Annotated in this window: 15 protein-coding genes; 8 read left to right on the top strand and 7 right to left on the bottom strand. The window is 63.8% G+C overall.

What is annotated here, in order from left to right:
- The first annotated feature begins 76 nt into the window (after positions 1-76).
- Positions 77-1,762 (top strand): putative bifunctional diguanylate cyclase/phosphodiesterase, encoded by a 1,686-nt coding sequence (locus tag JV18_RS0112585; RefSeq protein WP_235303280.1) that lies wholly within the window; start codon positions 77-79, stop codon positions 1,760-1,762.
- On the opposite strand, the gene JV18_RS0112580 is transcribed toward JV18_RS0112585, so the two are convergent.
- From JV18_RS0112580 to JV18_RS0112565, 4 genes are read right to left on the bottom strand one after another with little or no spacing between them, the layout of a single operon-like run.
- A complete protein-coding gene (locus tag JV18_RS0112580; protein ID WP_052072226.1) occupies positions 1,678-2,937 on the bottom strand; it encodes a CCA tRNA nucleotidyltransferase in 1,260 nt (419 codons plus the stop codon). The genes JV18_RS0112585 and JV18_RS0112580 overlap by 85 nt on opposite strands.
- Positions 2,934-3,524 carry a CoA pyrophosphatase gene (locus JV18_RS0112575; RefSeq protein ID WP_081944787.1) on the bottom strand — a complete coding sequence of 197 codons (591 nt, stop codon included), beginning with the start codon at positions 3,522-3,524 and terminating at the stop codon, positions 2,934-2,936. The genes JV18_RS0112580 and JV18_RS0112575 overlap by 4 nt, the downstream gene beginning before the upstream one ends.
- Positions 3,524-4,105, bottom strand: a complete 582-nt coding sequence (locus JV18_RS0112570) for a DUF1285 domain-containing protein (protein WP_033075345.1) — start codon at positions 4,103-4,105, stop codon at positions 3,524-3,526. Before JV18_RS0112570 ends, JV18_RS0112575 begins: the two co-directional genes overlap by 1 nt.
- Positions 4,106-4,153: 48 nt before the next feature.
- Positions 4,154-4,642, bottom strand: a complete 489-nt coding sequence (locus JV18_RS0112565; RefSeq protein ID WP_443027797.1) for a GNAT family N-acetyltransferase — start codon at positions 4,640-4,642, stop codon at positions 4,154-4,156.
- A 118-nt stretch (positions 4,643-4,760) separates the two neighbouring features.
- Between JV18_RS0112565 and JV18_RS0112560 the strand changes: the two genes are divergently transcribed.
- On the top strand, positions 4,761-5,132 hold the full coding sequence (locus JV18_RS0112560) for a dihydroneopterin aldolase (RefSeq protein WP_033074757.1): 372 nt from the start codon (positions 4,761-4,763) through the stop codon (positions 5,130-5,132).
- The gene (locus JV18_RS0112555) at positions 5,129-5,893 is read left to right on the top strand and encodes an SDR family oxidoreductase (protein ID WP_033074756.1); all 765 of its coding nucleotides are present in this window, start codon (positions 5,129-5,131) and stop codon (positions 5,891-5,893) included. The genes JV18_RS0112560 and JV18_RS0112555 overlap by 4 nt, the downstream gene beginning before the upstream one ends.
- A gap of 56 nt (positions 5,894-5,949) precedes the next feature.
- Here JV18_RS0112555 and JV18_RS0112550 read toward each other — a convergent pair whose 3' ends face one another.
- Together JV18_RS0112550 and JV18_RS0112545 are read right to left on the bottom strand one after the other, a co-directional pair.
- Complete coding sequence (locus JV18_RS0112550; RefSeq protein ID WP_033074755.1) at positions 5,950-7,389, bottom strand: NAD-dependent succinate-semialdehyde dehydrogenase; 1,440 nt, start codon at positions 7,387-7,389, stop codon at positions 5,950-5,952.
- Between the two features lie 138 nt (positions 7,390-7,527).
- Positions 7,528-8,127, bottom strand: coding sequence for a TIGR02466 family protein (locus tag JV18_RS0112545; RefSeq protein WP_033075344.1), 600 nt, complete (start codon positions 8,125-8,127; stop codon positions 7,528-7,530).
- Between the two features lie 244 nt (positions 8,128-8,371).
- Between JV18_RS0112545 and JV18_RS0112540 the strand changes: the two genes are divergently transcribed.
- On the top strand, positions 8,372-9,292 hold the full coding sequence (locus JV18_RS0112540; RefSeq protein WP_033075343.1) for an SMP-30/gluconolactonase/LRE family protein: 921 nt from the start codon (positions 8,372-8,374) through the stop codon (positions 9,290-9,292).
- 64 nt (positions 9,293-9,356) lie between these two features.
- Entirely contained in the window at positions 9,357-10,016 is a 660-nt protein-coding gene (locus JV18_RS0112535) for an HAD-IA family hydrolase (protein WP_033074754.1), read from the top strand.
- Between the two features lie 33 nt (positions 10,017-10,049).
- Here the strand turns inward: JV18_RS0112535 and JV18_RS0112530 are convergent, their stop codons facing one another.
- Positions 10,050-10,946, bottom strand: coding sequence for a LysR family transcriptional regulator (locus JV18_RS0112530; protein WP_033074753.1), 897 nt, complete (start codon positions 10,944-10,946; stop codon positions 10,050-10,052).
- 91 nt (positions 10,947-11,037) lie between these two features.
- On the opposite strand from JV18_RS0112530, the gene JV18_RS0112525 reads away from it, so the two are divergent.
- From JV18_RS0112525 to JV18_RS0112515, 3 genes are read left to right on the top strand one after another with little or no spacing between them, the layout of a single operon-like run.
- A complete protein-coding gene (locus tag JV18_RS0112525) occupies positions 11,038-11,748 on the top strand; it encodes a CoA transferase subunit A (RefSeq protein WP_033074752.1) in 711 nt (236 codons plus the stop codon).
- The gene (locus tag JV18_RS0112520; RefSeq protein WP_033074751.1) at positions 11,748-12,383 is read left to right on the top strand and encodes a CoA transferase subunit B; all 636 of its coding nucleotides are present in this window, start codon (positions 11,748-11,750) and stop codon (positions 12,381-12,383) included. Before JV18_RS0112525 ends, JV18_RS0112520 begins: the two co-directional genes overlap by 1 nt.
- On the top strand, positions 12,376-12,840 hold the full coding sequence (locus tag JV18_RS0112515) for a hypothetical protein (protein ID WP_235303277.1): 465 nt from the start codon (positions 12,376-12,378) through the stop codon (positions 12,838-12,840). The genes JV18_RS0112520 and JV18_RS0112515 overlap by 8 nt, the downstream gene beginning before the upstream one ends.
- The last annotated feature ends 26 nt before the right edge of the window (positions 12,841-12,866 follow it).

Raw genomic sequence — 12,866 nt, 5'->3', positions numbered from 1 at the left:
CCGTTATAAACAGCTTCTTTACTTCCCTCCCCCTAGGCATGGGTCAATGGGGAAAGGTCACATAAAACCCTTAGTCATGCCTATTGATAGCACCGGCTCAGACCGGCCCATCTTAGCCGTCGGCTGGATCGACGCACTACCCGTTCCGGCGGCTCTGATCCGCCCCCTGTCGCGCGGGCTTTTCAGCCTTCATGCCAGCAATGCCGCCTTCGACCGCCTCGGCCTTACTCCCACGACTGCCCATCTTCCTCCCCCACTCGTCGCCGCGCTCGAACGGGCTGCGAATCAGCCTGAGGACCGCCAGGAGTTTTCCTGTCAGATTGGCGAGGGAATTACGGCGCGCGATCTTCGCGGCTCCATCGGCCCATTGCCCTGCACCGCAGACGAAGAGGGCGCCGCCCCTATCTTCCTGCTGACCTTCATCGACCGCACGCAGGAAATGATGACCGAGCGCAATTTGCGCCGCGAACTCGTCTCCGACAGCCTCACCGGCCTTCCCAACCGCGCGGGCTTTGAGGAAATGGTCGAACAGCGGGAGATTGACGAAACCCATACCGAACATGCGATATTGCTCCTCGATCTCGCGCGCTTCAGCCGGATCAATGAACATATCGGGCCGCTGGCCGGGGACGAGTTGATCATCACCGTCGCCCGGCGTCTCAAATCCAGCTTGCGCCCCGGCGACATTTTGGCGCGCACCGGCGGCGATGAATTTGCCATTTCGACGTTGATTGCGGGGGGCCGCGCCGATGTGCGCGAACTGGCGCGGCGCATCCGCAGCTGTTTCGACCATCCCTTTCGCATCGGCGAACTGAAGGTCAGCGTCGATTGCGCGCTCGGCTGCGCGATCCAGCCTTATGCCAAGGCCCATATCGCCGATCAGCTTCGCCAGGCGCAAATCGCGCTCAAACGCGCCAAGCAGACCGACCGTATCGAAATGTACGAACCCGAAACAGCGATGCTGTCGGACAATCGCTTCGGCCTCGAAACTGCGCTGCGCAGCGCGATCGAAGAGGATCGGCTGCAGCTGGCCTTTCAGCCGCTGATCGAGCTGGCCACGGGCCGCGTTTCGGGGTTCGAGGCGCTGGCACGCTGGGATGATGAGGCGGGCAAGGCGATCTCGCCTTCCGAATTCATCCCCATTGCCGAAGATTCGGGGCTGATCGTCCCGCTGGGACAATGGGCGATTACCAAGGCGGCGGCGATGCTCGCCGAATGGGATCGTGAAAATGGCACACCGGTCGATTGCTATGTCTCGGTTAATGTCTCGGCGATTCAGCTTGTACGCGACGATGTGGCGCAGGTGGTCCGCCACGCCCTCGCCGCTCAGGGTATCGGCGGCGAAAGGCTGATGATCGAACTGACCGAAAGCGCGATTATCGGCGACCCCGACCGCGCGATGGCGGTGCTCAGCGAACTAAAGGCGCTCAACGCCCGTATCGCGATGGATGATTTCGGCACGGGCTATTCGAACCTCGCCTATCTCCAGCGCCTGCCGATCGACGTGCTCAAGATCGACCGCAGCTTCGTCGAACATATGGTCGAGGATCGCGACAAGGTCGCCATCGTCCGCACCATCCAGAGCCTGGCCGAAGTGCTGGGGATGAAGACCACCGCCGAAGGGGTCGAAACCACCGAACAGGCGCGCCTCCTCTCGGCGCTTGGTTGCGACTTCGGTCAGGGCTTTCTCTTTGCCCGCCCGCTTGCTCCTGCCGAGGCGATTGATTGCTGGCGGCGTTCGCTCACCGACCCGATTTTCTGATCGACCAACTCCGCAACACGCGCAGCGTCCGGAAAATTTTCGGCCACCCAGGCAGCTTCCACCGCTTTCAAAATATGCGCCACCTCCGGCCCGGCGGCGATGCCGCGTGCGACAATATCGCCGCCCTTGATCGGCAAGTGCGGGACAGTCCACCCGGCCAGATCGGCCGCCGCCGCACGCACGCCCGCTTCATCGACAGCCAGCAGATACAAGTCGCGCGCCGCGTCGATACCGGCCCGGTGAGCAAGCTGGCGCACAGGGGGCAACGCGCCTTCGCCGCGCCCGGCCAGCGCGACCAGATGCGCCCGCTGCCGCTTCGACAGGCGCAGGCGGCTTGCCACCTGTTCGGCCAAGGCGGGCTCAGCAGGCAGCAATGCAGCGAGCCGGCGCAGCGCGGCCGGCGCTTCCTTCACCGCCGCCTCATTGGCCAATAATCGGTCTAGCCCCGCGCGATAATCCGCCGCCATTTCGGGCAGCAGCACGGCGAAAATCCCGTCCTCCTCCATCTGGCACACGATGGCGCGCGGGTCGGGCAGCGCCAATATCTTGGTCAGCTCATCGGCGATGCGCTCACGCGACAGGCTTTTGAGCGAATGGCGCGCCGCAACCGCCGCCGCATGGCTCGCCGGGTCCAGCTCCCCCCCTCCAAAGCGCGCGGCAAAGCGGTAAAAGCGCAGGATCCTCAGATGATCCTCGGCAATGCGCGTCGCCGCATCGCCGATAAAGCGGATGCGCCGCGCCGCCAGATCGGCGAGGCCACCGAACCAGTCCTCGACCACACCCGTATCCGCATGGGCATAAAGCGCATTGATCGTAAAATCGCGCCGCGCCGCATCCTCGCGCCAATCCTCGGCAAAGGCGACCGTCGCGCGGCGACCATCGGTCGCAACGTCGCGGCGCAGCGTCGTGATTTCATGCCGGTCGCCGCTGGCAATGGCGGTAATCGTGCCATGGGCGATGCCGGTCGGGATCACCTTGATATCCGCCGCCGTCAATCGCTCCATCACGGCTTCGGGGTGCAGCGGGGTCGCCAGATCAATGTCGGTAACGGGCAGGCCCAACAGCGTATCGCGCACCGCCCCGCCAACGATACGCAGTTGCTCCGCGCCCAGCGTATCGACGATGCGGCGCAGTCCCGCGCGCGTCCGCCACGGGCTTTCGGGCAGGCGCGTCACCGGTGCCACTCGGGCGGCAGGCGCTTCGCCAGATTGATGATGATATCCGCCGTCACGCCCCAGATCCGCCGCCCCTGCCAATGCATGTCATAATAACGGCGCAGCCGGCCCTGCCAATGCGCCTCATGCCGCTCATAATTGGCGGGGTTGAACAAATGTTCCATCGGCACCTCGAACCATTCCTCGACCTCGTCGGGATTGGGGTCGAGGGGCAGGTCGGGGGGAATCACCCCCAGCACCGGGGTGATATGATAGCCGCTGCCCGAGCGATAGGCGTCCGCAGTTCCCGCAATCGCCACATCGCGGCGATCCAGCCCGATTTCCTCCTCGGCCTCGCGCAGCGCGGCGTCGATCACATCGCGGTCGCCGGGATCGACCTTGCCGCCGGGAAAGGCGACCTGCCCCGCATGGGCACGCAGCCATTGCGGACGCTGGGTCAATATCACGCCGGGTTCGGGCCGGTCGGTCAGCGCGATCAGCACCGCCGCATCGCGCAGCCGCTCGCCGGGTTCCAGCAAATACCCCTCATCACCGCTTTCGGCGGGGAGCAGATTGTCCAGCGCCGCGCATAATTTGCCGGACAGCATCAGCGATCCACCAGCGGAAAACAGGCCCCGTCGGACCAGATGGACAAGGGATCATTCGCCTCGGCCAGCGCCATCTCAACGAGCTCATAATAAAGCGCGCGGTCAATCCGCGCCTCCAGCCCGTTGCCGATCGCGCCGCGCACATGCAGACGCGGGTCGGGCCGGTCGGGGTCGGCGCCAAAAGACAGCGGATGCTCCGCCCCCGCAATCACCAGATCGTCGGTGTTCAGCCGGAAAACAAGCGTCCGCTTGTTGCCATCGCCCTCGCATTTCATCTCGACCGCGCGAAAGGGCAGGTCTTCGACCTCGATATTCAGTTTTTCTGCTGGCGTTACAAGGACATAGCCTCCATCGACCTCGCGGCGGAGGATGGTCGAAAACAGCTTCACCATCGCGGGCCGGTTAATGGGGTCGCCCTCGTGCCGCCAACTTCCGTCGGCACAAATCACCATCCGGCTCTCGCCCTCACGTTCCGGATGCCATGTCTCAACCGGCGGCAACCGACGCTGCGCGGCACTTTCGACAACTTCCGCCAGCGAAAGCAACGCCAGATCCTTGGGGGAAGATGGGGAAGAAACCATGCACCCGACATAGGCCCCCCGCCCCATGGCGCAAGGGTCTATCCCGCTCTATTCGCCGCCTCGCGGACCAATCATCCCCGCCGCCGCCGGCACCGCATGCCCGTTAACCGCCCGCGCGAGCAACCGCCGCCGCTCAAAGGGGCCGGGCAGCTCCCACACCCCCGTCGCCGCAGCATCGAAGCCGAAAAAGCGCCCATAATATTCAGGGTCGCCAATCATCATCAGCGCCCCGTCCGCAGCGCCTTCCGCCCGCTCCAGCATATGCGCCATCAGCGCCCGGCCGTGCCCGCCGCGCTGGACGTCGGGCCGCACCGCGACCGGCCCCACCATCACCAGCGGCGTCACCGCGCCATCCTCCGCTGCATGATGGGCGACGGGCCAGCACTGGATCGTGCCAACGAGCAGACCGGCCTCGACCAGCGCAAAGCTCAGTTCTGCCACCGCCTCGGCGCCTTCGCGAATGCGATAGGCGGTTCGGCTAAAACGGTCGCGCCCAAAAGCGGCGTCGAGCAATTGCTCGACCGCTTGCGGTTCCATGTCCGACAATGGAAGTAACTCGACCAAGGCGCGCCCTTTCGCTAATGCGGCGGCGCTTTAGGGGCAGGCAAGCGTCTTGCATAGCCGAATGTCGCCCCGCTCGACAGGATGATCGCGCGTGACCGACACATTATGGCTGGAAGTCGATGGGCTTACCGTTCAGGTGCTTACCGGCATTTACTCCGAAGAAACCCATTTGCCCCAACCCTTGCGTATTTCGGTGCGCGCGCGGCTCGCCATGGCCGATCATTATGATCCGACCACCCCGCTCAGCGAATCGAAAAACTATATGCACCTCAAATTCGCGGCGACCGAAGGGATTCCCAAGGATGTGCATTTCGTGCTGATCGAAAGCGTCGCCGATCATATCATCGACACGCTTTTCCTGCAGGATGACCGGGTCGAGGAAGTGGAGGTCAAGATCGTCAAACTCGCCATCGCCGAAGAGGGCGAGCGAATTGGCATCACCATGCGGCGGGCGCGAAAATGACGCAAAGGCTGGCGCTGGTCACGGGCGGTCTCCACCGCGTCGGCGCCGCCATCGCCGCGCGCCTTGCGCGCGAAGGCTATGCGCTCGCCATCCACAAGCGCACGCCGGGCGACACCGATCCCGTCCTCGCCGACGCGCTGCGCGAAAGCGGCGCGCCCATGCACCGCTTCGCCGCCGACCTCGCCGATCCGCAAGCCGTCGATGCGCTGATCCCGCAAGTCGTCGACCGCTTCGGCCGCGCGCCCGATCTGCTCGTCAACAATGCCGCGCTTTTTGCCGAAGGCGAATGGCCCGATCTTTCGCACGCGGCGCTCGCCGAAATGATGCAGGTCAATCATCATGCCCCGGTGATGCTCGCCAAGGCGCTCGTTACCGCCAGCGGCAAAAATGCACGCCCCGCCATCGTCAATATCGTCGATCAGCGCGTCGCCAATCCTGTCCCCGACCAGCTCGCCTACAGCCTGTCCAAATCGGCACTGTGGCAGGCGACCGCGACGCTCGCCGTCGCCTTCGGACACCGCGCCCGCGTCAACGCCGTCGCGCCAGGCCTGACGCTCGCTACCGATGATTATAGCGCGGGCCAGATCGAACGCCTCGCCCAGCGCATGCCGCTTCAAAGCCTGCCGCGCCCCGACCAGATCGCCGACGCCGTCCTCTACCTCGCCCGCGCCGAAGCGGTGACGGGCCAGACCATCTTCGTCGACAGCGGCGCCCGCCTCGCCTCGCTGGGCCGCGATTTCGTGGCGCTGGAAAGAGACTGACCTTTCTAGTCCGCTCGTATCTCGACTTCGCTCGATGCGAGCGGAATCGGCTAGCCTCAATAAATATGCACCGCCTTGGTGACCAGATAACCGTCCAGCCCTTCGGGCCCGCTTTCGCTGCCAAAGCCCGACTGCTTGATCCCGCCGAACGGCATGTCATGGCTCGAAATCACAAAGCTGTTGATCCCGACCATCCCGCTTTCGATCCCGTCGGCAATGCGGTTGATGCGCCGCCCATTTTCGGTGAAGGCAAAGGCGGCGAGCCCATAGGGCAGCCGGTTCGCCTGCTCCAGCGCTTCTTCCTCGCTGGCAAAGGGCCGGATCAACGCCATCGGGCCAAAGGGCTCCTGATTCATCGCATCGGCCTCGATCGGCACATCGGCAAGCGCGGTGGGGCGGAAGAAATAGCCTTCACCCGTCGCTTCGCCGCCCGCGATCACTCGCGCGCCCTTGGCCTTGGCATCGGCGATCATCGCCTCCAGCGCTGGAATGCGGCGTTCATTGGCGAGCGGTCCCATTTGCGTATCGGCATCCAGCCCGCTGCCGATCTTCACCCGCGCGGTGCGCTCGGCAAATCCCTTCACAAAGGCATCGTAAATGCCCTGCTGCACATAAAAGCGCGTCGGCGACACGCACACCTGCCCCGCATTGCGGAATTTCTGCGCAACCACCCGGTCGAGCGTCGCCTCCAGGTCGCAATCGTCAAAGATCAGCACCGGCGCATGGCCGCCAAGCTCCATGGTGATCCGCTGCACATTATCGGCGGCAAGCTTCATCAGATGCTTGCCCACCGCGGTCGATCCGGTGAAGCTGACCTTGCGGATTACCGGGCTCGCCAGCAAATGGCGGCTGATCATGTCGGGATTGCCATAGACAAGCTGCACCACGTCACCCGGAATCCCCGCATCGGCGATACAGCGCATCAGCGCGCTGGTGCAGCCCGGCGTTTCCTCCGGCGCCTTGGCGATCACGACGCATCCCGCCGCCAGCGCCGGCGCGATTTTCTTGACCATCAGATTGACCGGGAAGTTCCACGGACTGAACGCCGCGACCGGTCCCACCGGCTGTTTCAGCACCATCGCGCGCTGACCAGCGGGCCGCTGGATAACGCGCCCGTCGATCCTTTTGCCCTGTTCGGCAAAATATTCGAACAATCCCGCCGCCGACAAAACCTCGCCGCGCGCCTCGGCGATCGGCTTGCCCTGTTCCAGCGTCAACAGCGTCGCGATATGCTGGGCGCGCTCGCGGATCAGCTGCGCCGCCTTTCGCATCAGCGCCCCGCGCTCATCGGGGGTTTTCGCGCGCCAGACCGGCCAGCCGCGCTCAGCCGCCGCCAGCGCTTCGTCCAGATCGGCTACCGTCGCTACCGGCAGTTCGGCAATGGTATTGGCGGTCGCCGGGTTGACCACCGGCCGCGCTTCCCGCCCCTCGCCGCCGCGCCACTCCCCGGCAATGAAGAGTTGAAGATCGGCGTCATAGGTGGCGGTGTCGGTCATGGGCATTTCCTGTCTGAACCGTTCGCATCGAGCGAAGTCGAGATGCCCCTCGAACTTGCGCCATGCCGATGGGTGTCTCGACTTCGCCCGACACGAACGGAATGGGGGGTGGGTCCGTGAAAACCCATATAGGAAAGCTCAGCGATAGTTAAAGCTGATACTAATTCGCTCGCCCTTGCCCTGATGCGGCATCACCTCGTGCCGCAGCCAGCTTTCCCACAAAAACACCCGCCCGGCTGCGGGCTCGGCATAGATAAAGGGCAAGAAATGTTCGGGTGCATCCTCCTCGCGCCCCGGCGCCGCCATCAGCATCGGCAAACGCGGGTCTTCCAGCTTCAGCGCCCCCGACCCCGGCGGCACCGCAACATAAAAGGTCCCCGAAACAATGGAGTGCGGATGAATATGTCCGCTATGCGCGCCGCCGGGCTTCAATATATTGACCCACAGGCTGTCGAGCTTCAGGGGCTTGGCCAGGTCGAAATGGCAGGCCTTGGCAAAGCGCTTCACCTCGCGGTCGAGCAAGCGTTTCAGGTCGGCAAAGACGGGATCGCGCTGCGGCAGATCATTCAAGCTCGCATAGCTGGTATAGCCGCGATAGCCATGCTCGCGGCTCCACACCCGCCCCGCTCCATCCTCGCTCGCGAACAGGCGGCAGCTCTGCTCCAGCTCCGCCAGCAGATCGGGCGCGCCAATATCGGCTTCGAAAAAGGGTGTGGCGAAAAGCGTGCGAACAGCCATGATGGCCGCAAAGCACAGCCGGGGGCCGAGAGCAAGCCACATCCCCCTTCGTTACCCCGGACACTCCTTTGTCACCCGGACACCCCTTCGTCACCCCGGACACCCCTTCGTCGCCCCGCCCGCCCTTCGTCACCCGGACATCCCTTCGTCACCCCGGACTTGATCCGGGGTCCATTATCGGCTGCGTTGGCGTCAATGGGTGCCGGATCGAGTCCGGCCTGACGAAAAAGAAATGGGAGACGATATGACCGACTTCGAACTGATCGCCGATGGCCTCCGCTTCCCCGAAGCCCCCGTTGTCATGCCCGACGGCAGCGTCATCGTCACCGAAATCGAGGCCGGACGCATCACCCGCTGCTGGCCCGGCGGTCGCAAGGAGGTGATCGCGACCCCCGGCGGCGGCCCCAACGGCCTCGCCCTCGGTCCCGCAGGAAAGCTTTATTGCTGCAACAATGGCGGCTTCAACTGGGCCGAAGCCGAAGGCCATCTCACCCCCCATGGCATCGCCGATGACTATTCGGGCGGCCGCATCGAACGCATCGACATCGTCACCGGCGCGGTCGAAACTCTCTACAAAAGCGGTGATCGGGGCGTGACCTTGCGCGGGCCCAACGACCTGATGTTCGATCACGACGCCGGCTTCTGGTTCACCGATCACGGCAAGGTCGATTATGCAAAGCGCTGCCACGACATCGTCGGCATTTTCTATGCCAAAGCCGACGGCAGCCTGATCGAGGAAGTGATTTTCCCCAGCCAGAATCCCAACGGCATCGGCCTCTCTCCCGACGGGCGGCATCTCTATGTCGCCGAAACCTATACCTGCCGCCTGACGCGCTTCACCGTGACCGCCCCCGGCAAGGTGGCCGACAGCAGCGGCCCGGCAGGGCCCGGCTTCCCGCTCTACCGCCCCGCCGGCTTCAAATTTTTCGACAGCCTCGCGATGGAGGCCAATGGCAATATCTGCGTCGCCACCATCGGCGAATGCGGCATTTCGGTCGTCTCACCCGAAGGCGAGCTGGTCGAGTTCATCCCCACCGACGATCTCTACACCACCAACATCGCCTTTGGCGGCCCCGATATGCGCGATGCCTATATCACCCTTTCCGCCACCGGACGGCTCGTCAAAACCCGCTGGCCGCGCCCCGGCCTCAAACTCGCCTATTGAGGATCGTCAATCAGTAGCAAAAAGAGACTTGCCTTCCCCCGCCCTCGCGCGGCATGGCGGGGGCATGTCTTCATCCGCACCTTTCTCGACCGTGATTTTCGACTTTGGCGGCGTCATCACCGCCTCGCCTTTTGAGGCCTTCAACCGGCTGGAGGAAGAACGGGGCCTGCCGCGCGACTTCATCCGGCGCGTCAACGCCGCCAATCCGGACAGCAATGCTTGGGCCAGGTTCGAACGCGCCGAAATCGACGCCTCCGCCTTTGACCGCCTCTTTGCCGAAGAAGCCCGCGCCATGGGCCATGATCTGGAGGGCGAAGCCGTGCTCGCCGTCCTTGCCGGGGCGGTGCGGCCCGCCATGGTCGCCGCGCTCGATACGCTCAAGGCGCGCGGCTTCACCATCGCCTGCATCACCAATAATGTCCCCAGCGGCAAGGGCGCAGGCATGGCGCGCAGCGAAGCGGCCGCCGCCGAAATCGCTGCCATTCTCGCGCGCTTCGACGCGGTCATCGAATCGAGCAAGGTCGGCGTGCGAAAGCCCGACCCGCGCATCTACCAGATGATGTGCGACAGGCTGAACGTCCCGCCCAGCCAATGCATTTATCTCGACGACCTCGGCATCAACTGCAAACCCGCCGCCCAGCTTGGCATGCACGCGATCAAGGTGACCAGCGGCGAACAGGCGCTCGCTGATCTCTCCGCCGCGCTGGATATGCCGCTTCCCTGACCGGGCCCACGGTGCCAATATGGCGCCCCCGCCTCACGCCAGCATGTCCAGGTGCAGCCGCGCGGCGCGTTCGAAAATGCGGTCGAGCACCGGCTCGCTGTCGGCGACGCGCATGGCGATGTGAAATTCCACCGGGTCAAGCGCGGGCAACCCCGCGAGTTCAACCAGGCTCCCCTCGGCCAGTTGCTCGCGCACCATCGGCTCCGGGAAAATGCCGACCCCGCCGCCCGCGCGCGCAATGTCGATCATCATCCGCGCATTGTTGCACAGGTTGAGCGTCCGTGGCGCAATCCGCGCCGCGGCAATCGCTTCACGCATCCGGCCATGGATCGGCGAGTGACTGGCAAGCGACCAGACGGGAAGCGGCACCTCGCCCTTCCCGCTTCCAAAACCTGCCGCCAGCGCCGGACTGGCGAGCCATAGCAGGGCGACACTGCCGATCGAACGCGTCTTGAGCGCCGGGTGCGCGATCGGCCCCGCGGCAAAGGCCAGATCGGTGCGCGCGGTCAAAAGCTGCTGGATCAAATTGGCGGTCAGGTCGATTTCAATCTCCAGCCCCACCCCCGGCATGTCGGCCTTCAGCTCGGCAAGGAAGCGTGGCAGGCAGCTTGCCGCCACAATCTCGCCCGCGCCGATCCGCACGACACCGCTCGATTCGGAAAAACCGCCGCTTCCCAGCAAGGCCGATTGCAGGTCGCGCAGCAGCGGGTCGCAGTCGCGCACCAGTTTGCGCGCCGCCGGGGTCAGCGCCATGCTGCGCCCCTCGCGCCGGAACAGGCTGGTCCCCAGCCGCTGCTCCAGCTCGCGCATCCGCGCCGAAACCGCGGGCTGCGTCGTGTTGAGCCGTTCGGCGGCGGCAGAAAAAGTGCCCAGCCTGTCAATCCACAGCAATGTTTCGAGATGATAGATGGAGATACGATTGATCGACATATCTTATGGATAATCTAAAATTACTATAATTAGAATTGATGATTGAGATCGGCCACAGTGGTCCGCAAACATCAGTTGAGGAGGCCTTTTCATGGCGAACAAACAATATGCCGATGCCGCCGCCGCGCTCGACGGGCTGCTGTTCGACGGCATGCATATTTGCGCGGGCGGTTTTGGCCTGTGCGGCATTCCCGAACGGCTGATCGACGCAATCCGCGATGCCGGGGTGAAGGATCTGACCATCGCCAGCAACAATGCGGGCATCGACGGCGAAGGGCTGGGCAAGCTGCTCCGCACGCGGCAGGTCAAGAAGATGATCTCTTCCTATGTCGGCGAAAACAAGGAATTTGAACGCCAATATCTGGCGGGCGAGCTGGAGGTCGAATTTTGCCCGCAGGGCACGCTCGCCGAACGCTGCCGCGCCGGCGGCGCGGGCATCCCCGGCTTCTACACCAAAACCGGCGTCGGCACGCTGGTTGCCGAGGGCAAGGAAGTGAAGAATTTCGACGGACAGGATTATATCCTCGAACGCGGCATCTTCGCCGATCTTGCGATCATCAAAGGGTGGAAGGCCGACGAAAGCGGCAATCTCATTTTCCGCAAGACCGCGCGCAACTTCAATCTGCCGATGGCGACCGCCGCGAAAATCTGCGTCGCCGAAGTCGAGGAAATCGTGCCCACCGGCACGCTCGATCCCGACTGCATCCACCTGCCCGGCATCTATGTAAAGCGCATGATCGTCGGCGCCCCCTATGACAAGAAAATCGAATTTCGAACCGTCCGCGAAAGGGAGAGCGCATAATGAGCTGGACTCGTGACGATATGGCCGCCCGCGCTGCACGGGAGTTACAGGACGGATATTATGTCAATCTCGGCATTGGCATTCCGACGCTGGTCGCCAACCATATTCCGGCCGGAATGGAGGTAACCCTCCAGTCCGAAAACGGGATGCTCGGCATCGGGCCCTTCCCCTATGCGGGGGAGGAAGATCCCGATCTGATCAACGCGGGCAAACAGACGATCAGCGAATTGCCGCAATCGGTCTATTTCAGCTCGGCCGACAGTTTCGCGATGATCCGCGGCGGGCATATCGACCTCACCGTGCTCGGCGCGATGGAAGTCAGCGAAGGCGGCGACATCGCCAACTGGATGATCCCGGGCAAAATGATCAAGGGCATGGGCGGCGCGATGGACCTCGTCGCCGGGGTCAAGAAGATCATCGTTGTGATGGAGCATGTCTCCAAAAATGGTGACCCCAAATTCATCCCGGCCTGCAGCCTGCCCCTCACGGGCAAAAATGTCGTCGACATGATCATCACCGATCTCGCCGTATTCAAGCGCGACGATCATGACAGCCCGTTCAAACTCGTCGAACTGGCCCCCGGCGTCACCGCCGAGGAAGTCGCCGAAAAGACAACCGCTCATTATATTGCCTGATCTGGTTGCGCCTGATCTGGCGGCCCATCCGGGGACGCCATGGCTGATCGCCGCCGGCTGTCTGGCGGTGATCGCTGCCCTCGCGCATATCGCCATCATCATCGGCGGCCCCGCCTGGTATCGCTTTTTCGGCGCGGGCGAGGATATGGCAGCGGCGGCGGCGCGCGGCGAACGCTATCCCGCGCTGATTACGCTGGGCATCGCCGCCATGCTGTTCCTCTGGGCCGCCTATGCCTTTTCGGGCGCAGGATGGCTGCCCCGCCTGCCCTTGCTGCGCCCCGGACTGGTGATCATCACCGCCATCTTCCTGTTCCGCGGCCTTGTCTTTGTGCCGGTCAATCTCTGGCGTCCGCATTACAGCCACGCCTTTGCGATTATCTCCTCGCTCATCGTGCTCTTTTTCGCCGCCGCCTATGGCATCGGCACCGCGCGCGGCTGGGATTGGCTCGCCGCCTGATCGGGGGTGACGCGCTGCGATGCGGC

The organism is Sphingopyxis sp. MWB1, from assembly GCF_000763945.1.
In the GTDB taxonomy this organism is placed as follows: domain Bacteria; phylum Pseudomonadota; class Alphaproteobacteria; order Sphingomonadales; family Sphingomonadaceae; genus Sphingopyxis.
The sequence above is the reverse complement of the archived record's forward strand: the minus strand, read 5'-3'. Positions and strand labels throughout refer to the sequence as shown.

Excerpts from the sequence above, each read along its gene's own strand:
- JV18_RS0112585 (WP_235303280.1), top strand. The coding sequence starts at position 77 with ATGCCTATTGATAGCACCGGCTCAGACCGGCCCATCTTAGCCGTCGGC.
- JV18_RS0112575 (WP_081944787.1), bottom strand. The coding sequence starts at position 3,524 with ATGCTGTCCGGCAAATTATGCGCGGCGCTGGACAATCTGCTCCCCGCC.
- JV18_RS0112570 (WP_033075345.1), bottom strand. The coding sequence starts at position 4,105 with ATGGTTTCTTCCCCATCTTCCCCCAAGGATCTGGCGTTGCTTTCGCTG.
- JV18_RS0112565 (WP_443027797.1), bottom strand. The coding sequence starts at position 4,642 with ATGGAACCGCAAGCGGTCGAGCAATTGCTCGACGCCGCTTTTGGGCGC.
- JV18_RS0112555 (WP_033074756.1), top strand. The coding sequence starts at position 5,129 with ATGACGCAAAGGCTGGCGCTGGTCACGGGCGGTCTCCACCGCGTCGGC.
- JV18_RS0112550 (WP_033074755.1), bottom strand. The coding sequence starts at position 7,389 with ATGACCGACACCGCCACCTATGACGCCGATCTTCAACTCTTCATTGCC.
- JV18_RS0112545 (WP_033075344.1), bottom strand. The coding sequence starts at position 8,127 with ATGGCTGTTCGCACGCTTTTCGCCACACCCTTTTTCGAAGCCGATATT.
- JV18_RS0112540 (WP_033075343.1), top strand. The coding sequence starts at position 8,372 with ATGACCGACTTCGAACTGATCGCCGATGGCCTCCGCTTCCCCGAAGCC.
- JV18_RS0112535 (WP_033074754.1), top strand. The coding sequence starts at position 9,357 with ATGTCTTCATCCGCACCTTTCTCGACCGTGATTTTCGACTTTGGCGGC.
- JV18_RS0112530 (WP_033074753.1), bottom strand. The coding sequence starts at position 10,946 with ATGTCGATCAATCGTATCTCCATCTATCATCTCGAAACATTGCTGTGG.
- JV18_RS0112525 (WP_033074752.1), top strand. The coding sequence starts at position 11,038 with ATGGCGAACAAACAATATGCCGATGCCGCCGCCGCGCTCGACGGGCTG.
- JV18_RS0112520 (WP_033074751.1), top strand. The coding sequence starts at position 11,748 with ATGAGCTGGACTCGTGACGATATGGCCGCCCGCGCTGCACGGGAGTTA.